Below are 20470 nucleotides of genomic sequence, written 5' to 3'. Positions count from 1 at the left end.
CCGGGCACGGAGCTGGTCATCGGTGGTGGCTCGCGGGCCGGAACGGTTTCCCGAGTGCTTCTACTGCTGGCCAGACATGCGTCCGGAACGATCGGCGCGCACGCACCATCGAGTGCCGTCGCCACGGCCTGCCGGAAACACATCAAGGAGGCGCCCTTTTGGAGGGTCCCGAGATCAAGTTCGCCGAAGCCGTCATCGACAACGGCAAGTACGGCAAGCGCACCGTCCGGTTCGAGACCGGTCGGCTCGCACAGCAGGCCCAGGGCGCGGTCGCCGCGTACCTGGACGAGGAAACGATGCTCCTCTCGGCCACCAGCGCCGGCAAGCACCCGCGTGAGGGCTTCGACTTCTTCCCGCTGACCGTCGACGTCGAGGAGCGTTCCTACGCCGCCGGCAAGATCCCCGGTTCGTTCTTCCGTCGTGAAGGCCGTCCGTCGACCGAGGCCATCCTCGTCTGCCGTCTCATCGACCGGCCGCTGCGTCCGTCGTTCGTCGACGGCCTCCGCAACGAGGTGCAGATCGTCATCACCGTCCTGAGCATCGCTCCGGACGAGTTCTACGACGCGCTGGCGATCAACGCCGCGTCGGCGTCGACGCAGATCTCCGGTCTGCCGTTCTCCGGCCCGATCGCCGGTGTGCGCCTCGCGCTCATCGGCGACCAGTGGGTCGCGTTCCCGAAGGCCTCGCAGCTCGCCGACGCCGTGTTCGACCTGACCGTCGCCGGTCGTGTCGTCACGGACGAGGCCGGCAACGAGGACGTCGCGATCATGATGGTCGAGGCGGAAGCCACCGAGCACGCCTGGGACCTCATCCAGGGCGGCGCCACCAAGCCCGACGAGGCCATCGTCGCGCAGGGTCTCGAGGCGGCGAAGCCGTTCCTCAAGTCCCTCGTCGACGCGCAGGCCAAGCTCGCCGCGCAGTCGGCCAAGGAGATCCAGGACTTCCCGGTCTTCCCGCCGTACGCGCCCGAGGTCTACTCGGCCGTCGAGGCCCTCGCGCTCTCCGAGCTCGGTGACGTCTACAAGATCGCCGCCAAGACCGAGCGTCAGGACGCCGACGACGCACTCAAGTCGCGCGTCAAGGCCGCCATCGCCGAGCAGGTCACCGCGGGCTCGCTGCCCGAGGTCGCCAACTCGCAGGTCGGCGCCGCGTACAAGTCGGTCACGAAGAAGGTCGTCCGCGGCCGCATCCTGACCGAGCAGATCCGCATGGACGGCCGCGGCCTCGCCGACATCCGTCCGCTCGACGCCGAGGTCGCCGTGATCCCGCGCGTCCACGGTTCGGCGATCTTCCAGCGTGGCGAGACGCAGATCCTCGGCGTCACCACGCTGAACATGCTCAAGATGGAGCAGCAGATCGACTCGCTGTCGCCCGTCACGAAGAAGCGCTACCTGCACCACTACAACTTCCCGCCCTACTCGACCGGTGAGACCGGCCGCGTGGGTTCGCCGAAGCGTCGCGAGATCGGGCACGGCTTCCTCGCCGAGCGCGCCCTCGTGCCGGTGCTGCCGTCGCGTGACGAGTTCCCCTACGCCATCCGTCAGGTCTCCGAGGCGCTCAGCTCCAACGGCTCGACCTCGATGGGTTCCGTCTGCGCCTCGACCCTGTCGCTGCTCAACGCCGGTGTGCCCCTCAAGGCCCCGGTCGCCGGCATCGCGATGGGCCTCGTGTCCGACACCGTCGACGGCCAGACCCGCTACGCGGCCCTGACCGACATCCTCGGTGCGGAAGACGCCCTCGGCGACATGGACTTCAAGGTCGCCGGTACCTCGGAGTTCGTCACCGCGATCCAGCTCGACACCAAGCTCGACGGCATCCCGTCGACGGTGCTCGACGCGGCGCTCAAGCAGGCCAAGGAGGCCCGCTCGGCCATCCTCGGTGTGCTGAACGAGGCCATCGACGCCCCCGACGAGATGGCGGACACCGCTCCTCGCGTCATCTCGGTGCAGATCCCCGTCGACAAGATCGGCGAGCTGATCGGCCCGAAGGGCAAGACGATCAACGGCATCCAGGACACCACTGGTGCCGACATCTCGATCGAGGACAACGGCACCGTCTACATCGGCGCCGTCGACGGTCCGTCGGCCGAGGCCGCTCGTGCCCAGGTCAACGCGATCGCGAACCCGACCAACCCGGAGATCGGGGACCAGTTCCTCGGCACCGTCGTGAAGATCGCCACCTTCGGCGCCTTCGTGTCGCTGCTCCCGGGCCGTGACGGTCTGCTCCACGTCTCCGAGGTGCGCAAGCTCGCCGGTGGCAAGCGTGTGGAGAACGTCGAAGACGTGCTCGGCGTCGGCCAGAAGGTCCTGGTCGAGGTCACCAAGGTGGACGACCGCGGCAAGCTGTCGCTCGCGCCGGTCGTGGCCGACGAGACCGAGGGTGACTCCACCTCGGCCGAGACGGTCCGCGCCCACGCCGAGGACCCGGCCGAGGGCTGATCCTCCCCGCGTCCTGACGCACGAACGGCCGCCGTCCCTTCCGGGGCGGCGGCCGTTCGCCGTTGCGGGGCAGGTGCCACGCGTGCGTTGGCCGCGCGTGCTTTCGCGGTCAGCGACACCTCACGGGCACGGCGCCGCGTGAACTGTCGCTGTGCGCGAAGGATCGCGGCGCCGTGCCACGTGCCGGTCAGGCCGCGGGGGTCTCCTGCGTGCCCATGAGCTGCGCGCGCCCGAGCAGGTGCCCGCGGAGCATGAAGCCCACGACCGCGGGGGTCGCGTCGGCGGGGACCTCGAGCACGGGGACATCGAGGGCGCTCAGCGTGAAGAAGTAGCGGTGCACACCGTGGCCCGCGGGCGGAGCAGCCCCGAGGAACGTGTCCGTGCCGAACTCGTTGCGTCGGCGGAGTGCCTCGGCGGGCAGCAGGGCGTCGTCGGTGCCGGCGCCTGCGGGGAGCGACGTCGCCGAGCCCGGGATGTCCGTCAGGCTCCAGTGCCAGAAGCCGGAGCCGGTCGGGGCATCGGGGTCGTAGACGGTCAGGACGAAGCTCTTCGTGCCCTCGGGTGCGTCCGACCACTCGAGTGCGGGGGAGCGGTCCTCGCCGCCGACGTCGGAGCCGCGTGCCGAGGTGGGCAGCTCGCCTCCGTCGGTGAAGTCGGGGCTCGTCAGGGTGAAGGACGGGACGTCGGGCAGGTTCCAGTTGGGGTCGTTGGCCATGCCTCCAGCCAACACCCGCCGGCTCGGGCTGCGCTCGGTGCGCGCGCGGGGCTGTGGGAGTTCGCACAGGACGGCCTGGAGGCGCGGTGCGGGCCCGCCACGGGCCTCCCGTCCGGCCGCGGTCGCCTCGACCGCCCCACGGAAGCGACACATGTGCGTCGCGCGGGTGCGGCCGTGCCGCGAAGGCGACAGGATGCCGCGAACTGTTCGGGGCTATCTGTCGCTTTCGCGAAAGCGACAGCCGACGGCGACAGCGCTGGCGGCGAGCCGGGCGTCAGCCCGCGAGCACCCGGTCGACCACGCGGTTGAGCGCGGCGGTGGCGGCGATCGCGTCACCGGCGTACGCGCCGGCCATCGCACCGTCGCGCGCGAGCATGAGCTCGTCGGCGCCGTCGCCGGGCAGGGGGTGTCCGGCCTCCTGCAGCAGGGTCGCGAGTCGCTCGGTGTACCAGTCGCGGTGCACGGCGACGACCTGGCGGACCGGGTCGCGCGGGTCGTGGTACTCGGCGGCGGCGTGCAGGAACGCACAGCCGCGGAACGCCGGGTCGTTGACGTCGTCGGCCAGCGCGGCGACCCACGCACGGACGGCCCGCTCGGGGGAGCCGGCGTCGGCGATGAGCTGCTCCATCCGCTCCTGCACGCGCTCGTGCTGGGTGCGGATGTAGGCCAGGATCAGGTTGTCCTTCGACCCGTAGTGCTTGTAGAACGTCGCCTTCGTGACGCTCGCCTCGGAGATGAGACGGTCGACGCCGACGCTGTGGATGCCCTCTTCGTAGAAGAGTCGCGTGGCGGTCTCGAGGACACGGACCTTCGCGCCGCCGGAGCGGGGAGTCGGGGGGACGCTCGACCCGTCCGGCGACGCGAGGTTCGTGCTCGGGCCGGGGAGACGCTGGACGGCCGGTTGGGGGGAATCGACCGTCACAGCGTGTACTCCTCGGACTCATCGGCTCCGCGACCGGAGTGGGGGGACTCGGTGATCGCGCAGGACTGATGTCCCGAGCCGCCGGATCGGAACTTAGGGGGGCTTTCGATCCGGCGTGACCAACAGTAGCACAAGGAGGACAGACAGACGAGTCGGTCTGTCCACATTTTCTGTACCCCACTTCGAGTGGCACGCGACCGAGACCGGGAAACTGGGCGGGAGGCATCGACGGATCACTAGGCTCGTCTGCGATGAACCAGCCAGTGCCACTGCCGCTCGGGGCCCCGGACACGTCGTTCCTGACGTCCGGCGGGGCCTTCGTCCGTCGCACCGTGCTGCCCTCGGGCGTCCGTGTGCTGACCGAGGCGGTGCCGGGTGCCGCGTCGACGAGCATCGGGTTCTGGGTCGGCGTCGGTTCGCGTGATGAGCGCGACGGGCAGTTCGGGTCGACGCACTTCCTCGAACACCTGCTCTTCAAGGGCACCGAGACCCGGTCGGCGCTCGACATCGCCATCGCGTTCGACTCGGTCGGCGGCGAGCACAACGCTGCGACCGCCAAGGAGTACACCTGCTACTACGCACGGGTCCGGGACACCGACGTCCCGATGGCCGTGAACGTCATCGGTGACATGGTCACCGGCTCGGTGCTCGAACCGGACGCCTTCGCCGTCGAGCGCGGGGTCATCCTCGAAGAGCTCGCGATGGCCGCCGACGACCCGGCCGACGTCGCGGGCGAGGCGTTCTTCGCCGCGGCCTTCGGCGGACACCCGCTCGGCCGTCCGATCGGCGGCACCCCGGACAGCATCCGTGCGGTCCAGCGCGACGAGGTGCTGGCCCACTACCGCGAGCACTACGCGCCGAACGGCATCGTCGTCACCGCCGCCGGTGCCGTCGACCACGACCGGTTCTGCGAACTCGTCGCCGGCGTCTTCCACGACGCCCCGGACGCCGAGCCGCTGCCGCGCCGCACACCCGAGACCGTGGCCGACCCGGTCGAGGCGAAGCTGACCGTGGTGCACCGCCCGACCGAGCAGGTCAGCATGCTCCGCGGCTCGCAGGGCCTCGACCTGCGCGACGACCGCCGTCCCTCGCTCAGCGTCCTGAACGCCGTGCTCGGTGGCGGCATGAGCTCGCGCCTGTTCCAGGAGGTCCGCGAGCGCCGCGGTCTGGCCTACGCGGTGTCGTCGTTCGCCCCCGCGTACCTGGACAACGGCGCCTTCGGTGTCTACGCCGGATGCGCGCCGGACAACGTCGCCGGTGTCATTGACATCGTCGACGCCGAGTTCCGCCGGATGGTCGACCACGGCATCACCGACGACGAGCTCCGACGTGCCAAGGGCCAGATCGAGGGCGCGCTGACGCTCTCGCTCGAGGACTCCGACGCCCGCATGACCCGCCTCGGCCGCTCCGAGCTCGGAACCGGCGAGTACACCGACCTGTCGACGGCGCTCGAGCGTGTCGACGGCGTCACGACCGACGGCGTGCTCGAACTCGCGCGCGACCTGCTCACCCGGCCGACGATCACCTCGGTCGTCGGTGCCGTGCAGCAGGACGAACTCGCTGCGGCCATCGGGATCGGCAGCTGAGCACGGACATGTCGCACTACCTGTACCTCGTCCGGCACGGCGAACACCAGGACGCCGAACACGGCCTGCGGGACGGCAAGCTCTCCGAACGCGGCAAGCGTCAGGCGACCCTGATCGCGGACCGTCTCGGCGGCGTGCCCTTCGACGGCGTGTACCACTCGCCGCTCGAGGCCCCGAGCGAGACCGCCGCGTTCCTGTCGCAGCGCCTGCCGTCGATCCAGCCCGAGCCCTCGACACTGCTGTTCGACTGCATCCCCTCGGGCCCGACCCCGGACATGCCGCACGCCTACCAGGGCTGGTACGGCGGCATCACCGAAGAGGAGATCGTCGCCGGGCAGGCCCAGATGGGCGACGCCGTGTCGGAGTGGTTCACCCCGGCGCGCGAGGACCGGCACGACCTGCTGATCACCCACAACGCCGTGATCGGCTGGTTCGTGCGCGAGGCGTTCCAAGCCCCCGAGTGGCGCTGGATGGGCACGAACGTCGCCCACACCGCGCTCACGATCATCCGGATCCGTTCGGCGAAGCCCGCCGAGGTCGTCACGCTGAACGACCTGGCCCACCTGCCGGTGGAACTGCGCACGGGTCTGCCCGTCGACCAGCCCGTCTAGCGGCTGCCCGTCCGGTCCGCGGCGGCGCGGCCGGGAGGCCCGTGGCGGCTCAGACGATCGGCTTGCGGTACCAGGCGGTCGCGTTCGGGTTGTCGTTGAACGGCTCGACCCGCTGGTACCCGCGGCCGCGGTACATCGCGCCGGCCGCCACGAGCGAGTCGTTCGTGTCGAGGACGATGCTCGTCGCGCCGAGGTCCGCCCCGGCCCGCTCGAGCAGGTCCATCACGGCCGTCGCGACGCCCGTGCCGCGCCCGGCCGGTGCCACGAAGACGTGCTTGACCTCGAACCGGACGTCGACGGCACCGGTCGCGTCGACCCCGTCCGCGATCCGACGGAGGCCGCCGCAGCCGACCGCGACATCGTCGTCGTACGCCACCGCGAACACCCCGTTCGGCGGCGTGAACTCGGCCGCGGGGGTGCGCTTCCGCGAGTACGTGCCCTGCGCGCTCGGGAACGTCGCCTCGCGCTCGTCCAGGTACGCGTCGAGCAGCACGTCGACCTCGGGCAGATCGGCCGGCACGGTCCTGACCTCGACTGACATGCGTCGATCCTAGGATGGACCGCATGGTCACTCCCGTCGCCGTCGTCGGCGCCACCGGTCGTCTCGGGGGCCTCGTGGCGTCCGTCGTCGAGGAACTCCCGGAGTTCGAGCTCGTCGCCCGCCTGTCGTCGAAGGACGGCGCGCACGAGGCGCCGCCGTCGGTCTTCGGCGGCGCGGCCCTGGTGGTCGACGTGACGGTGCCGTCGCTCAGCCCGGCGATCGTGGAGAACGCGCTGTCGAGCGGCGCGAACGTGCTCGTCGGCACCTCCGGCTGGTCGCTCGACCGGCTCGCGAAGCTCCGAACCGGGCTGCGGGAACGCCCGGACCAGGGGGTGCTCGTGGTCCCGAACTTCTCGATCGGCTCCGTGCTCGGCACCCACCTGGCGACGATCGCGGCACCGTGGTTCCCCGCCGCCGAGATCGTCGAGACCCACCACGCCGGCAAGATCGACTCGCCCTCGGGCACCGCGGTGCGCACCGCCGAGCTGATGGCCGACGCCCGGCGCGAGGTCGGTCCCGTGGACGCCCCGCACGTCGACCAGCGCGCCCGCGGCCAGCAGGTCGCCAGCGTGCCCATCCACTCGCTCCGGCTCCCCGGGGTGAAGGCCGTGCAGGACGTCCTGCTGAGCGGCCCCGGCGAGACGCTGACGATCCGGCACGACACCAACGACGACGTCGCCTACGTCGCGGGCATCCGTGCGGCGCTGGCGAACGTGGTGTCGGCGCGCGGCCTCACCGTGGGCCTCGGCAGCGTCCTCGGCATCGGCTGACCGCCGTGGGTCGGATGGAGCGGGCCGGACGCACGATCCGCTCGCCGTTCTGGGGTGCAGCGCTGATGGCGGTGCTGCTCGCCCTGTACATCGTGCTCGTCGGGCAGCGCGCCGTCGCCTTCATCGCGACCGGGATCCCGATCGGCATCGGCATCGGCGTCGCGCTGTTCGTCGTCGCCGCGATCGGGGCGCTCCTGCTCGTGCTGGAGTTCCGCTTCGGCATCCGCATCACCCGGCTCGGCGCGCGGCTCGAGGCCGAGGGCGGCACCCCGGACGACGTCGTCCCGGTGCGGCCGTCGGGCCGGCCGATCCGCGACGCCGCCGACGAGCTGTTCCCGCGGTACCGCGACGCGGTCGAGCAGGACCCGGCCGACTGGCGTGCCTGGTACCGGCTCGGTGTGGTCTACGACGCCGCCGGTGACCGCAAGCGCGCACGGTCGGCGATGCGCACCGCCCTGGCGCGCGCCGCCGACCGCTGACCCCGGGGCCGGAGGCGGATCAGAAGACGGCGTCGATCGCGTCCGCCGCCTGCGTGTACCGGAACGTGTAGCCGGACTCGAGCAGCTTCGTGGGCACCATCCGCTGGCTCGACAGGAGCATGTCGTCGGCGGCCTCCCGCAGCGCCAGGCGCAGGGCGAACTCGGGGATCCGGAAGAGGTACGGGCGGTGCAGGACCTCGGCGACGTGCTTCGTGATGCGGTCGGCCACGACGGGCTCAGGGCCGGCCAGGTTCACCGGACCGGACACGTCCGGTGCCGCGGTCGCCAGGTGCACGATGGCGCCGACCTCGTCCTCGAGCGCGATCCAGGGCCAGTGCTGGCCACCGGTGCCGAGCCGGCTGCCGACGCCGAGCTTCGTCAGCGGGACGAGCGGCGCAAGTGCACCGCCGCCCTTGCCGATGACGATGCCGGTACGGAGCGTGACGACCCGGACCCCGGCGGGAGCGGCGTTCGCGGCGGCCTCCCACGCGGTGCAGACGTCGGCGAGGAACCCCGTGCCCGGGGCGGCGTCGTCCTGCAGCACGTCGGCCGGGCGGTCGCCGTACACGCCCGAGGCCGAGCCCGACAGGAACAGCGCCGGGGGAGTGGCGGCGTGCCGCATCGCCTCGACCAGGGTGTCGGTGGCGTCGATGCGCGAGCTGCGGATCTCCTTGCGGTACGCGTCCGTCCACGGCAGCTTGCCGATGTTCGCGCCGGCCAGGTTGATCACCACGTCGGCACCGTCGAGGATCGCCGGGTCGAGCGGACGCCGCCCCGGTGCCCAGCGGAACTCGGTCGCGGTGCGCGCTTCGCGGCGGACGAGCGTGGTGACGTGGTGCCCCGCCTCGCGCAGGGCGCGGACGAGGGGCGTCCCGATGAACCCGGACGAGCCGGCCACCAGGATCGAGAGCGGTTGTTCCGTCGTGTCGGGCATGCCCGCAACGCTACTCACACCGACGTAGGCTTCTGTGTGTGACCGACAGCGAGACCGTACAGCCCGACGCCTCCGTCCCGACGCCCTACGAAGACCTGCTCCGCCGGGTCCTGACCGAGGGCTCGCCGAAGGGTGACCGCACCGGCACCGGCACCCGGAGCCTGTTCGGCGCACAGCTCCGCTACGACCTGTCGAAGGGCTTCCCCCTCGTCAGCACCAAGCGCGTGCACTTCAAGTCGGTCGCGTACGAGCTCCTCTGGTTCCTCCGTGGCGAGGGCAACGCCACCTGGCTGCAGGAGCACGGTGTCCGGATCTGGAACGCGTGGGCGGACGCCGACGGCGACCTCGGCCCGGTGTACGGCGTGCAGTGGCGCTCGTGGCCGACCCCCTCGGGCGAGCACGTCGACCAGATCGCCCAGGTCATCGACCAGATCAAGACCAACCCGGACAGCCGCCGGCTCATCGTCTCGGCGTGGAACGTCGCCGACGTGCCGGACATGGCGCTCGCCCCGTGCCACGCCTTCTTCCAGTTTTACGTGAACGACGGCAAGCTCTCGTGCCAGCTCTACCAGCGGAGCGCCGACATGTTCCTCGGCGTCCCGTTCAACATCGCCTCGTACGCGCTGCTGACCCACATGATCGCGGCGCAGACCGGGCTCGAGGTCGGCGACTTCGTCTGGACCGGCGGCGACTGCCACATCTACGACAACCACGTCGAACAGGTCGAGGAGCAGCTGTCCCGCACGGCGTACCCGATGCCGACGCTCGAACTCGCACCGCGCGACTCGATCGACGACTACGAGTACGAGGACTTCACCGTCGTCGGTTACGAGCACCACCCGGCGATCAAGGCCGCGGTCGCCGTCTGATGATCGGCATGGTCTGGGCCCGCTCGACCACCGGCGTCATCGGTGCCGACGGCGGCATGCCCTGGCACGTGCCCGAGGACCTGGCGCACTTCAAGCAGGTCACCGGCGACGCGACCGTGCTGATGGGCCGGCGCACCTGGGAGTCCCTGCCCGAGCGCTTCCGGCCGCTGCCCGGTCGTCGCAACGTCGTGCTCACCCGGGACACGACGTGGACGGCCGACGGCGCCGAGGTCGTGCACGACCTGCAGGCCGAACTCGGGCGTGCCGACGGCGCCGACGAGACCGTGTGGGTGATCGGCGGCGGTCAGGTCTACGCCGCCGCACTCGACGCGGCCGACCACGTCTCCGAGACGCTGATCGACGTCGACGTGCCCGGTGACACCGTCGCACCCACGCTCGACGAGGCGGCCGGCTGGACGCTCACCGACGAGGGCACCTGGCAGGAGTCCCGGAACGACGGCACCCGCTACCGGTTCCTGGAGTGGCAGCGCCGCGCCTGAGCGCCCGCACGGGCCGGGCGTGACCGGCGGGACGGACGTGATCCGGGCCTCCCGGCCGCGCCGCAGGCGGTCCACCGTCCACACGGACGGCGGTCCTCGCGCGCATCCCCGGTACGCTGGTGCCCGTGTCCCCGCGTGAGAATCCCTTCGGTCAGGTCCTCGTCGCCCTCGTGACCCCGTTCACGGCCGACGGCGAGGTCGACTGGCCCGGCGTCGAGCAGCACATCGACGACTGCATCACCGCCGGCGCCGACGGCATCGTCGTCACCGGCACGACCGGCGAGACGTCGACGCTGACCGACCCGGAGAAGCTCCGGCTGGTCGAGGTCGGCAAGTCCGTCGCCGCCGGCCGCGCGAAGATCATCACGGGCGGTGGCTCGAACGAGACCGCGCACGCGATCCACCTGTACAAGCAGAGCGAGAAGGCCGGCGCGGACGGCGTGATGATCGTCACGCCGTACTACAACAAGCCGACGCAGTCGGGTGTCCTCACCCACTTCCGGATGATCGCGGACGCCACCGACCTGCCGGTGATCCTGTACGACATCCCGGGCCGCACCGGCATCCCGATCACGTACGACACGATCCTGCGTGCGTCCAAGCACCCGAACATCCTCGCCGTGAAGGACGCCAAGGGTGACTTCGCCGAGGTCTCGCGGGTGCTGAACAACACCGACCTCATGTACTTCTCCGGGGACGACACGAACGTGCTCCCGCACCTGTCGATCGGCGCCACCGGCCTGATCGGCGTGACCGCGAACATCACGTCGGCGCCGTACCGCACCATCGTCGACGCCGTGAACCGGGGCGACCTGGCCACCGCGACGGCCGAGCACAAGCGACTCGAGCCGCTCGTCCGCGCCGTGATGACGCACGTTCCCGGTACCGTGGCCGCCAAGTACATCCTGCACGGGCTCGGCCGCATCGGCAGCCCGCGCGTCCGACTGCCGCTCGTCGGCCCCGAGGACTCCGAGGCGTACGCCATCGAGACCTCCCTCGAAGCCGTGCGCGACGTGCCCGGCGCCGACTTCTCGAACTTCCGCCCCGACCGCAACGCGGCGGCCGGCGGTGCACTACCGAAGGTGCCAGGCACCACCCGCTAGCGAACACCGCGGCGCGCAGCACGCGCGTCGCCCGAATCCGTAGGACCGAATGCCCACACAGATCTCCGAACCGCAGCCGCTCGAAGCCGGCACCCTCCGCGTCGTCCCCATCGGGGGCCTCGGCGAGATCGGTCGCAACATGACCGTCTACGAGTACGAGGGCAAGCTGCTCATCGTCGACGCCGGCGTGCTGTTCCCCGAGGAGCACCAGCCCGGTGTCGACCTGATCCTGCCGGACTTCTCGCCGATCCGTGACCGCCTCGACGACGTCCTCGGTGTCGTGCTCACGCACGGCCACGAAGACCACATCGGCGCCGTCCCGTACCTGCTGAAGCTCCGCGACGACATCCCGCTGATCGGCTCCACGCTGACCCTGGCGCTCGTCGAGGCGAAGCTCAAGGAACACCGGATCAAGCCGTACACGCTCGTCGTGGCCGAGGACCAGACCGAGCAGATCGGCCCGTTCCACCTCGAGTTCGTCGCCGTGAACCACTCCATCCCGGACGCCCTCGCCGTCGCGATCACGACCCCCGCGGGTCGTGTGCTGCACACGGGTGACTTCAAGATGGACCAGCTCCCGCTGGACGACCGCATCACCGACCTCCGTGCGTTCGCCCGTCTGGGCGAGGTCGGCGTGGACCTGTTCCTGCCGGACTCCACGAACGCCGACGTGCCGGGCTTCACCGCTCCGGAGCGCGACATCGGCCCGGTGCTCGAGAACATCATCATGCGCGCCCGCAAGAAGGTCGTCGTGGCGAGCTTCTCGTCGCACGTGCACCGCGTGCAGCAGGTCCTCGACGCCGCCGCGGCCGCGAACCGCAAGGTCGCGTTCATGGGGCGCTCGATGATCCGCAACATGACGATCGCCGCCGACCTCGGGTACCTGCGGGTGCCGGAGAACGTGCTCATCGACACGAAGAAGGCGAAGAACGTCCCCGACGACCAGATCGTCTACATGTCGACCGGGTCGCAGGGTGAGCCGATGGCCGTCCTGGCCCGCATGGCGAACCTCGAGCACCAGATCGAGATCGGCGAGGGCGACACCGTCATCCTCGCGTCGTCGCTCATCCCGGGCAACGAGAACGCCGTGTACCGCGTCATCGACGGGCTGACCAAGCTCGGTGCGAAGGTCGTGCACAAGGGCAACGCGAAGGTGCACGTCTCCGGACACGCCTCCGCCGGCGAGCTGCTCTACTGCTACAACATCCTGCGGCCGCGCAACGTGCTCCCCGTCCACGGCGAGCACCGCCACCTGTACGCGAACGCCGACCTGGCGATCCAGACGGGTGTCCCGCCGCGCAACGTGATCCTCGGGCAGGACGGCATCGTCGTCGACCTGAAGGACGGCGTCGCGACGGTCGCCGGCCAGCTCGACATCGGCTACGTCTACGTCGACGGCTCCACCGTCGGCGAGATCACCGACGCCGACCTGAAGGACCGCCGCGTCCTGGCGGAAGAGGGCTTCATCTCGATCTTCTGCGCGGTGGACTTCACCACCGGGCAGTGCGTGATCGGCCCGGAGATCCAGTCGCGTGGCTTCGCCGAGGACGACTCCGTGTTCGACGACGTCCGCCCGCAGATCGCCAAGGCGATCTCCGAGGCCGCGGCCAACGGCACGCGCGACTCGCACGCCTTCGCGCAGGTCGTCCGTCGCACGGTCGGTCGCTGGGTGAACACCAAGCACCGCCGTCGTCCGATGATCGTCCCGGTGGTCATCGAGGCGTAGGGCCCGTTCGCAGGGTGGGCGCGCGTTCGCGTCCGTCCGGCCCGGGAGGCCCGTCCAGCGTCCGTCACGGACGCTGCGGCGGGCCTTCCTGCGTTTGTCCTGAGCGGGCGTTAGGGTTCTGCCCATGGCCGGAGGCACCAAGTCGACCACGCGCTCGCGCGCGTCCACGTCGTCCCGTGGCAACGGGACGCGCGGTTCGTCGCGCACCCAGGCCACGACGAAGAAGCTGCCGCAGGCCGCACCCACGCCGGTGTTCCGCGAGCAGAACCCGCTCGTGACCTTCTGGCTCGCGATGGCGCACGGCGTCGGCGCGATGTTCCGGCTGCTCGGCAAGGAGACCCTCGAGAAGGACCAGCGGCGCGACGGGTTCCCGTTCCTGCTGTTCCTGCTGGCCATCGCCGGCGGGGTCGTCGAGTGGCTCAACCCGACCAACAGTGTCTCCGTTGCGCTCGACGCGTACACGTTCGGCGGGCTGTTCGGCCGCCTGGCGTTCGCCCTGCCCGTCATCATGATCGTGTTCGCCGGATGGTTGTTCCGGCACCCGGCCTCGGTGCACGACAACACCCGGATCGGCATCGGCCTGGGCATCCTGATCGTGTCGATCGCCTCGCTCTGCCACGTCTTCGGCGGCCGTCCGAGCGCGGCCGACGGCATGCCCGCGCTGGCCGCTGCCGGTGGGGTGCTCGGCTGGGTGGTCATCGGCTGGCTCGTCACGATCGCGACCGCCTGGGTGGCCGTCCCCGTGGCGATCGTGCTGCTGGTGCTCTCGCTCTTCATCATCACCAAGACGCCGCCGAACAAGCTCGGGCGACGCCTGCACGAGCTCTACGCCTACCTGTTCGGCGCCCCGGCCCCCGCAGCAGAACCCGAGGCCGACGCCGCCGCCGTGGCGGAGCCCGCCGCCCGCGCCCGCACGTCGAAGCGCGGCAAGAAGGGCGACACCGACTTCCAGCTGTTCGACGACCTCGGGTTCGGTGACGAGCAGGCCGCTGCCGACGCCGAAGCCGGTGGCGACAACGTGCCGTGGTGGCGCCGGAACAAGTCCGGGCGCGAAGAGGACCCGGCGTACGACAGCCCCGTGCTGCCCCCGGCCAGCGGGGTCGCCCCGGCTGCCGCTGCCGTCGCACCAGTTGCCCCCGTCGTGCCCGCTGCGCCCGCCGTGAGCCCGAACGCCGGTGCCGCCGCCGGGCTCGTCGACCTCACGCCGGCCGAGCCCGCGTCGGTCAACCTCAACGACTCCGTCGAGCAGGACCTGCAGGACGCCGAGCAGGCGCTCCGCGCGTTCGGTACCGACGTTCCCGCACGGCCCGAGCCGACGGCCGACATCCGTCCGGCGGTGCCCGAGGTGCTGTCCGAGCCCGAGATCGTCGACGAGCCAGAGGACATCGACGCCGCCGCCGAGCTGAGCGCAGCCGCCGCCGGTTCCGACGACGATCCGTCGAAGCCCTACCGACTGCCCGCCGCCACGACGCTGAGTTCCGGAACGCCCTCGGTGGCGCGGAGCCAGGCGAACGACGACATCGTCGCCGCCATCACCGGGGTGCTCACCGAGTTCAAGGTCGACGCGAAGGTCACCGGGTTCTCCCGCGGGCCGACGGTGACCCGGTACGAGATCGAGCTCGGCCCCGGCGTCAAGGTCGAGCGCGTCACGGCCCTGTCGAAGAACCTGTCGTACGCGGTCGCCTCGAACGAGGTCCGCATCCTGTCGCCGATCCCGGGCAAGAGCGCCATCGGCGTCGAGATCCCGAACACCGACCGCGAGATCGTCTCGCTCGGTGACGTGCTGCGCTCGAACGCCGCCCGCAAGTCGAAGCACCCGATGACGATCGGCGTCGGCAAGGACGTCGAGGGCGGCTTCGTCGTCGCGAACCTCGCGAAGATGCCGCACCTGCTCGTCGCCGGCTCCACCGGTTCCGGCAAGTCGGTGTTCATCAACTCGATGATCACCTCGCTGCTGATGCGTGCGAAGCCGTCCGAGGTCCGCATGGTCCTGGTCGACCCGAAGCGCGTCGAGCTCTCGATCTACGCCGGTGTCCCGCACCTCATCACGCCCATCATCACGAACCCGAAGAAGGCGGCCGAAGCGCTGCAGTGGGTCGTGAAGGAGATGGACATGCGGTACGACGACCTGGCGTCGTTCGGGTTCCGCCACGTCGACGACTTCAACAAGGCGATCGAGAACAACGAGATCGTCCTGCCGGCGGGCAGCGAGCGGAAGCTCAAGCCGTACCCGTACCTGCTCGTCGTCGTCGACGAGCTCGCCGACCTCATGCTCGTGGCGCCGCGTGACGTCGAGGAGTCGATCGTCCGCATCACCCAGCTCGCCCGCGCCGCCGGCATCCACCTGGTGCTCGCGACGCAGCGCCCCTCGGTCGACGTCATCACCGGCCTGATCAAGGCGAACGTGCCGTCGCGCATCGCCTTCGCGGTGACGAGCGTCACAGACTCCCGCGTCATCCTCGACCAGCCCGGCGCCGACAAGCTCATCGGTCAGGGCGACGCGCTCTTCCTGCCGATGGGATCGTCCAAGTCGCTCCGCGTGCAGGGCGCCTGGGTGCAGGAGGGCGAGGTCGCCGAGGTCGTCCAGCACGTCACGCGGCAGGCGCAGCCCGAGTACCGCCAGGACGTCCAGGCCGTGGTCGAGCGCAAGGAGATCGACGCCGACATCGGTGACGACCTCGAACTGCTGCTCGCGGCCGTCGAGCAGGTCGTGTCGACCCAGTTCGGCTCGACGTCGATGCTGCAGCGCAAGCTCCGCGTCGGCTTCGCCAAGGCCGGCCGCCTGATGGACCTGATGGAGTCGCGCGACATCGTCGGGCCGTCCGAGGGGTCGAAGGCCCGCGACGTCCTGGTGACCGCCGACCAGCTGCCCGCGGTGCTCGCGAAGCTCCGTGGCGAGGAGCCGCCCGCCGCGGCCGCTCCGGCAGCGCCGGCCCCGACGCCGTCCGGCGACGGCGACCGCTACGGAGCAGACCCGGTCGGGGACATGACCCGCGGGTACGATGAAGTCCACGACGAGCCCGATGAGGACGCGTGGGGACTGACGGGCAGGGAGTGACGGCGATGACCGCCTCGGACAGCACGAACACCACGCACGGCGCACGGTTCCCGTGGCGCGGGCGGCTGCTGCGCAAGGGCCCCGGCCCGGCGTCGACCGCGAACGTCGCGAACATCATCACGGTGGTTCGCATCCTGATGGCGCCGCTGTTCTTCGTCCTGCTGCTCACCGACGCCGGCAACGACGGCCCCCTGCGCATCTGGGCAGCGGTCGTCTTCGTCGTGGCCATCGTCACGGACAGCGCCGACGGCATCATCGCCCGTCGGCAGAACCTGGTCACGGACTTCGGCAAGCTCGTCGACCCGATCGCCGACAAGGTGCTCATCGGCGGTGCCCTCGTCGCGCTGTCGATCCTGCAGGAGCTGCCCTGGTACGTGACGGTGCTGATCATGGTGCGCGAGATCGGCATCACGGTCTTCCGGTTCGCGGTGCTCTCCGACCGGGTGATCCCGGCCAGCCGCGGCGGCAAGATCAAGACCGTGCTGCAGGCCGTCGCGCTGACGGCCGCGCTGTTCCCGTGGTGGAACCTGGTCGGCGACTGGGCGCACTGGGTCAACGGCATCCTGATGACGGCCGCGTTCCTGGCAACGATCCTGAGCGGGATCGACTACCTCTGGCAGGCATGGAAGCACAACCGCACCACCGCATGACCGGGCCCGACCGCTCGACGCAGGCCGCGCCTCCCGTCCCGGTCGCACCGGGGCTCATCGCCGAGCTGACGGCGCGGGGCGAGACCCTCGCCGTGGCGGAGTCGCTGACCGGCGGACTCGTCGTGGCGACGCTGGTCGACGTGCCGGGTGCGAGCGCCGTGGTCCGGGGCGGCGTCGTGGCCTACGCGACGCCCGTGAAGCACTCCGTGCTCGGGGTCTCGGCGGAGCTGCTCGAGGCCGAGGGCGCCGTGCACCCGGAGGTCGCCCGGCAGATGGCCGCCGGTGTCCGGATCGCGCTGTCCGTCGACGGGGAACCCGCGACGTGGGGGATCAGCACGACGGGCGTCGCCGGCCCGGACCCGCAGGACGGCAAGCCCGTCGGCACCGTGTACGTGGGGATCGCCTCCGCCGCGGGGGCTGAGGCCTTCGAGCTGCACCTCGACGGTGACCGGGGAGCAATCCGGCACGCCACCGTCTCCGAACTCCTTGCACGGATGTCGTCCGAGGTCCGGGGCCGGGAATAGGTCCCGTTTCCACTGGGTTACATCTCACGAAATCTCCAGCAGTACGGCAGCCAGCCTGGCTAACATGCTGCAACCGGCAACGCTATTGTTGCTGAACCCGAACTCGATCCACCGGACCGAGCGGGCGCGGAGACGACAGAGAGGAGGAGTTCTCATGGTTCTCGTTCGTCAGGAAATCGGCGATGTGCTCCGGGACTTCCGCTTGCAGAAGGGCCGGACCCTCCGTCAGGTCGCGTCCAAGGCCAGTGTCGCGCTCGGGTACCTCAGTGAGGTCGAGCGCGGGCAGAAGGAAGCCAGCTCGGAGATCCTCGCGTCCGTTGCGGATGCTCTGGACACGCCCATCTCGACCATCATGCGCGAAGTGGGCGACCGCCTCGCGATCGTCGAGGGGCTGACCCCCGTCCCCGACACGCTCCCGGACGACCTCGTCGCCGAGTTCGACAACGACCTCGCGGTTCGCTGAGCGCACCGCACCGAACGCCCTCGCCGGTCCTTCCCGGCGGGGGCGTTCTGCGTTCCGACCCACGACCACGCGCCTAGGCTGGTCGGATGCGCGTGAGTGAGTTCTGGCGAGCCGTCGACCAGGTGTTCGGTGAGGCCTACGGTTCCGTGGTCACCCGTGACGTCGTGCTCGAGGGGCTGGGCGGTCGCTCCGCCGTGGACGCCCTCGCCGCCGGCATCGACGCCCGCCGGGTGTGGGACGCACTGTGCGACTCGCAGGACGTCCCGATGGACCGGCGGCACGGCAAGGGCCTCGCCGAACCCCAGGACTGAGCGGGTCCCGCGGGGCCGCGCACCCGAAACTGTGTTCGGCGTGTTGCTCGAACGCGTGTTCGATCGGTGGTAGCTTCCTCCACAGCGGCGTCGCCCGGATGTTCCATCCACAGATCGCGTGACCGTCGGCAGTGATGTCGGTGGCTCGCCATAGGTTGATGGACATCGGGAACAGCCCGAAGCCTTGTCGCAGAACCATCGGCCTTGCACCATCGGCCGGCGTGGACGCGACAGCCTACAGGCGGCCGAACACGAGCACGAAGGAGCACCCCATGCCATCACCGGCAGACCGCGAAAAGGCCCTCGAGACCGCACTCGCACAGATCGACAGGCAGTTCGGCAAGGGTGCGATCATGCGCCTCGGTTCGGACGAACGCGCCCCCGTCAACGTCATCCAGACCGGGTCGGTGGCGCTGGACGTCGCGCTCGGCATCGGTGGCCTGCCCCGTGGCCGCATCGTCGAGATCTACGGCCCGGAGTCGTCGGGTAAGACGACCCTCACCATCCACGCCATCGCCAACGCCCAGCGCGCCGGTGGCATCGCGGCCTTCATCGACGCCGAGCACGCGCTCGACCCCGAGTACGCCAAGAAGCTCGGTGTCGACATCGACGCCCTGCTCGTGTCGCAGCCCGACACCGCCGAGCAGGCGCTCGAGATCGCGGACATGCTGGTCCGCTCCGGCTCCATCGACCTGATCGTCATCGACTCCGTCGCGGCCCTCGTGCCCCGTGCCGAGATCGAGGGCGAGATGGGTGACTCGCACGTCGGTCTGCAGGCCCGCCTCATGTCCCAGGCGCTGCGAAAGCTCGCCGGTGGCCTGAACCAGACGCAGACCACGATGATCTTCATCAACCAGCTGCGCGAGAAGATCGGCGTGTTCTTCGGTTCGCCCGAGACCACCTCGGGCGGTAAGGCGCTGAAGTTCTACGCGTCCGTGCGCCTCGACATCCGCCGCATCGAGACGCTCAAGAGCGGCACCGACGCAGTGGGCAACCGCACGCGCGTCAAGGTCGTCAAGAACAAGATGGCGCCGCCCTTCAAGCAGGCCGAGTTCGACATCCTGTACGGCGTCGGCATCTCGCGTGAAGGCTCGTTGCTCGACTTCGGTGTCGACCACGGCATCGTCAAGAAGTCGGGTGCCTGGTACACCTACGACGGCGACCAGCTCGGGCAGGGCAAGGAGAACTCGCGTTCCTTCCTGATCCAGAACCCCGAGATCGCTGCCGACATCGAAGGCAAGATCCTTGCCAAGCTCGGCGTCGGCGGCGCCAAGGCCGAAGATGCCCCGGTCGAGTCGATCGCGCCGAAGCTCGCGGAGCGCAAGGGCGCGTGAGCACCGACCACGACGACGACGGCCTCGCACCGGTCACCGACCTGTTCGGTGCGAGGTCGCGTCGCCGTGCCCCCGTCACCCCGGTGGCGCCGGCGATCCCCGAGCCCCCGGTGTCACCGGACGAACCGCGCGACACCGACGGCTGGGCACTGCCCGAGTCGGACGAAGATCGTGCGGACGAGTTCCCCGCATCGTTCGACGCTGATTCGCCGGTGCCCCTGCACGGTGCCCGCGGGCCGGCGGCGTGGGTGTCGCCCGTCATCGGAGACGGCAGCGGGCGCTCGAGCCGTGCGGAGCAGGACGGCTACGACTCCGAGACGGCTGACGCCACCACGGCGTCGGTGTTCTCCATCGCCGGCGGCGAGGAGATCGACCCGGCCGACGCACCCCGTCCGCTCGACGAACAGCGCGCGGACGCCGAACGGCTCAGCCTGCGTGCCCTCGGGCGCAAGGGCGTGAGCGAGTCCGAGATGCGGACCCTGCTGCTGCAGCAGGACCTCGACCCCGACGTGGTCGAGCACGAGATCGAACGGTTGACCCGTGTCGGGCTCCTCGACGACGTCGCCCTCGCCACCGACCTGGTGGATCGGCTGCACGCCCGCAAGGGCCTTGGCCGACAGGGTGTCGTGACCGAGCTCCGTCGCCGGGGGATCGACCAGGTGGCGATCGACACCGCACTCGACGAAGCCGCCGACGACGAGGACGACGAGTTCCTCCGCGCGCAGGAACTCGCCGACAAGCGGGCACCGCAGATGCGCGGACTCGACCGGGCCACCGCGGAACGCCGGCTGTCCGGCTTCCTGATGCGCAAGGGCTACAGCTCCGGTGTCGTCCGGATCGCTGTGGCACGTGCCCTCGACGGTGGCGGGAAGCGGCCGCCTTCCGGCCGCGGGACCGTCCGGTTCGAGTAGCCGCTCCGACCTACACTGGGACGAC

At 70.5% G+C, this 20470-nt stretch carries 20 protein-coding genes; 16 read left to right on the top strand and 4 right to left on the bottom strand.

All coding sequences use genetic code 11. The features are described 5' to 3' along the window. Positions 1–158 precede the first annotated feature (158 nt). Complete coding sequence (locus DEJ04_RS06730; protein WP_110864729.1) at positions 159–2438, top strand: polyribonucleotide nucleotidyltransferase; 2280 nt, start codon at positions 159–161, stop codon at positions 2436–2438. Between the two features lie 187 nt (positions 2439–2625). On the opposite strand, the gene DEJ04_RS06725 is transcribed toward DEJ04_RS06730, so the two are convergent. Beyond that, positions 2626–3153 carry a YbhB/YbcL family Raf kinase inhibitor-like protein gene (locus DEJ04_RS06725; protein WP_111033188.1) on the bottom strand — a complete coding sequence of 176 codons (528 nt, stop codon included), beginning with the start codon at positions 3151–3153 and terminating at the stop codon, positions 2626–2628. Between the two features lie 274 nt (positions 3154–3427). Then, positions 3428–4075 (bottom strand): TetR/AcrR family transcriptional regulator, encoded by a 648-nt coding sequence (locus DEJ04_RS06720; protein WP_110891918.1) that lies wholly within the window; start codon positions 4073–4075, stop codon positions 3428–3430. Between the two features lie 251 nt (positions 4076–4326). Between DEJ04_RS06720 and DEJ04_RS06715 the strand changes: the two genes are divergently transcribed. Together DEJ04_RS06715 and DEJ04_RS06710 are read left to right on the top strand one after the other, a co-directional pair. Then, positions 4327–5661: a pitrilysin family protein gene (locus DEJ04_RS06715; protein WP_071405593.1), complete on the top strand. Its 1335-nt coding sequence runs from the start codon at positions 4327–4329 to the stop codon at positions 5659–5661. 8 nt (positions 5662–5669) lie between these two features. Continuing rightward, positions 5670–6272: a histidine phosphatase family protein gene (locus tag DEJ04_RS06710; RefSeq protein WP_027464756.1), complete on the top strand. Its 603-nt coding sequence runs from the start codon at positions 5670–5672 to the stop codon at positions 6270–6272. Positions 6273–6321: 49 nt separating this feature from the next. On the opposite strand, the gene DEJ04_RS06705 is transcribed toward DEJ04_RS06710, so the two are convergent. Beyond that, complete coding sequence (locus DEJ04_RS06705; protein ID WP_111046604.1) at positions 6322–6813, bottom strand: GNAT family N-acetyltransferase; 492 nt, start codon at positions 6811–6813, stop codon at positions 6322–6324. Between the two features lie 23 nt (positions 6814–6836). On the opposite strand from DEJ04_RS06705, the gene DEJ04_RS06700 reads away from it, so the two are divergent. Further along, entirely contained in the window at positions 6837–7583 is a 747-nt protein-coding gene (locus tag DEJ04_RS06700) for a 4-hydroxy-tetrahydrodipicolinate reductase (RefSeq protein ID WP_258371326.1), read from the top strand. 14 nt (positions 7584–7597) lie between these two features. After that, the gene (locus tag DEJ04_RS06695; protein WP_017885925.1) at positions 7598–8062 is read left to right on the top strand and encodes a tetratricopeptide repeat protein; all 465 of its coding nucleotides are present in this window, start codon (positions 7598–7600) and stop codon (positions 8060–8062) included. A 19-nt stretch (positions 8063–8081) separates the two neighbouring features. On the opposite strand, the gene DEJ04_RS06690 is transcribed toward DEJ04_RS06695, so the two are convergent. Next, positions 8082–8996, bottom strand: a complete 915-nt coding sequence (locus DEJ04_RS06690; protein ID WP_111046602.1) for a TIGR01777 family oxidoreductase — start codon at positions 8994–8996, stop codon at positions 8082–8084. A gap of 38 nt (positions 8997–9034) precedes the next feature. Between DEJ04_RS06690 and DEJ04_RS06685 the strand changes: the two genes are divergently transcribed. The 11 genes from DEJ04_RS06685 to DEJ04_RS06635 all read left to right on the top strand — a co-directional run bounded on the left by DEJ04_RS06685 (position 9035) and on the right by DEJ04_RS06635 (position 20445). Further along, positions 9035–9865, top strand: coding sequence for a thymidylate synthase (locus DEJ04_RS06685; RefSeq protein WP_111046601.1), 831 nt, complete (start codon positions 9035–9037; stop codon positions 9863–9865). Next, entirely contained in the window at positions 9865–10365 is a 501-nt protein-coding gene (locus DEJ04_RS06680) for a dihydrofolate reductase (RefSeq protein WP_111046600.1), read from the top strand. The genes DEJ04_RS06685 and DEJ04_RS06680 overlap by 1 nt, the downstream gene beginning before the upstream one ends. Before the next feature lie 125 nt (positions 10366–10490). Beyond that, entirely contained in the window at positions 10491–11468 is a 978-nt protein-coding gene (gene dapA, locus DEJ04_RS06675; protein ID WP_017885921.1) for a 4-hydroxy-tetrahydrodipicolinate synthase, read from the top strand. Between the two features lie 49 nt (positions 11469–11517). After that, positions 11518–13194: a ribonuclease J gene (locus tag DEJ04_RS06670; protein WP_111046599.1), complete on the top strand. Its 1677-nt coding sequence runs from the start codon at positions 11518–11520 to the stop codon at positions 13192–13194. Positions 13195–13318: 124 nt separating this feature from the next. Continuing rightward, positions 13319–16252, top strand: coding sequence for a DNA translocase FtsK (locus DEJ04_RS06665; RefSeq protein ID WP_111046598.1), 2934 nt, complete (start codon positions 13319–13321; stop codon positions 16250–16252). 5 nt (positions 16253–16257) lie between these two features. Then, positions 16258–16902 (top strand): CDP-diacylglycerol--glycerol-3-phosphate 3-phosphatidyltransferase, encoded by a 645-nt coding sequence (pgsA, locus tag DEJ04_RS06660; protein ID WP_071405653.1) that lies wholly within the window; start codon positions 16258–16260, stop codon positions 16900–16902. After that, a complete protein-coding gene (locus DEJ04_RS06655; protein WP_110864739.1) occupies positions 16899–17426 on the top strand; it encodes a CinA family protein in 528 nt (175 codons plus the stop codon). The genes pgsA and DEJ04_RS06655 overlap by 4 nt, the downstream gene beginning before the upstream one ends. A 154-nt stretch (positions 17427–17580) precedes the next feature. Then, positions 17581–17889: a helix-turn-helix domain-containing protein gene (locus tag DEJ04_RS06650; RefSeq protein ID WP_027464765.1), complete on the top strand. Its 309-nt coding sequence runs from the start codon at positions 17581–17583 to the stop codon at positions 17887–17889. A gap of 86 nt (positions 17890–17975) precedes the next feature. After that, complete coding sequence (locus DEJ04_RS06645; protein WP_017885915.1) at positions 17976–18200, top strand: DUF3046 domain-containing protein; 225 nt, start codon at positions 17976–17978, stop codon at positions 18198–18200. Positions 18201–18472: 272 nt separating this feature from the next. Beyond that, positions 18473–19534 carry a recombinase RecA gene (gene recA, locus DEJ04_RS06640; RefSeq protein WP_027464767.1) on the top strand — a complete coding sequence of 354 codons (1062 nt, stop codon included), beginning with the start codon at positions 18473–18475 and terminating at the stop codon, positions 19532–19534. Then, a complete protein-coding gene (locus DEJ04_RS06635) occupies positions 19531–20445 on the top strand; it encodes a regulatory protein RecX (protein WP_111038874.1) in 915 nt (304 codons plus the stop codon). The genes recA and DEJ04_RS06635 overlap by 4 nt, the downstream gene beginning before the upstream one ends. The last annotated feature ends 25 nt before the right edge of the window (positions 20446–20470 follow it).

It is taken from the genome of Curtobacterium sp. MCLR17_044 (genome assembly GCF_003234435.1).
GTDB classification, from domain to species: Bacteria; Actinomycetota; Actinomycetes; order Actinomycetales; family Microbacteriaceae; genus Curtobacterium; species Curtobacterium flaccumfaciens.
The sequence above is the reverse complement of the archived record's forward strand: the minus strand, read 5'-3'. Positions and strand labels throughout refer to the sequence as shown.

Bases quoted from the DNA above. Each gene is read 5' to 3' on its own strand.
- DEJ04_RS06725 (WP_111033188.1), bottom strand. From the start codon at position 3,153: ATGGCCAACGACCCCAACTGGAACCTGCCCGACGTCCCGTCCTTCACC.
- DEJ04_RS06715 (WP_071405593.1), top strand. From the start codon at position 4,327: ATGAACCAGCCAGTGCCACTGCCGCTCGGGGCCCCGGACACGTCGTTC.
- DEJ04_RS06710 (WP_027464756.1), top strand. From the start codon at position 5,670: ATGTCGCACTACCTGTACCTCGTCCGGCACGGCGAACACCAGGACGCC.
- DEJ04_RS06705 (WP_111046604.1), bottom strand. From the start codon at position 6,813: ATGTCAGTCGAGGTCAGGACCGTGCCGGCCGATCTGCCCGAGGTCGAC.
- DEJ04_RS06700 (WP_258371326.1), top strand. From the start codon at position 6,837: ATGGTCACTCCCGTCGCCGTCGTCGGCGCCACCGGTCGTCTCGGGGGC.
- DEJ04_RS06695 (WP_017885925.1), top strand. From the start codon at position 7,598: ATGGAGCGGGCCGGACGCACGATCCGCTCGCCGTTCTGGGGTGCAGCG.
- DEJ04_RS06690 (WP_111046602.1), bottom strand. From the start codon at position 8,996: ATGCCCGACACGACGGAACAACCGCTCTCGATCCTGGTGGCCGGCTCG.
- DEJ04_RS06680 (WP_111046600.1), top strand. From the start codon at position 9,865: ATGATCGGCATGGTCTGGGCCCGCTCGACCACCGGCGTCATCGGTGCC.
- DEJ04_RS06670 (WP_111046599.1), top strand. From the start codon at position 11,518: ATGCCCACACAGATCTCCGAACCGCAGCCGCTCGAAGCCGGCACCCTC.
- DEJ04_RS06665 (WP_111046598.1), top strand. From the start codon at position 13,319: ATGGCCGGAGGCACCAAGTCGACCACGCGCTCGCGCGCGTCCACGTCG.
- pgsA (WP_071405653.1), top strand. From the start codon at position 16,258: ATGACCGCCTCGGACAGCACGAACACCACGCACGGCGCACGGTTCCCG.
- DEJ04_RS06655 (WP_110864739.1), top strand. From the start codon at position 16,899: ATGACCGGGCCCGACCGCTCGACGCAGGCCGCGCCTCCCGTCCCGGTC.
- DEJ04_RS06650 (WP_027464765.1), top strand. From the start codon at position 17,581: ATGGTTCTCGTTCGTCAGGAAATCGGCGATGTGCTCCGGGACTTCCGC.
- DEJ04_RS06645 (WP_017885915.1), top strand. From the start codon at position 17,976: ATGCGCGTGAGTGAGTTCTGGCGAGCCGTCGACCAGGTGTTCGGTGAG.
- recA (WP_027464767.1), top strand. From the start codon at position 18,473: ATGCCATCACCGGCAGACCGCGAAAAGGCCCTCGAGACCGCACTCGCA.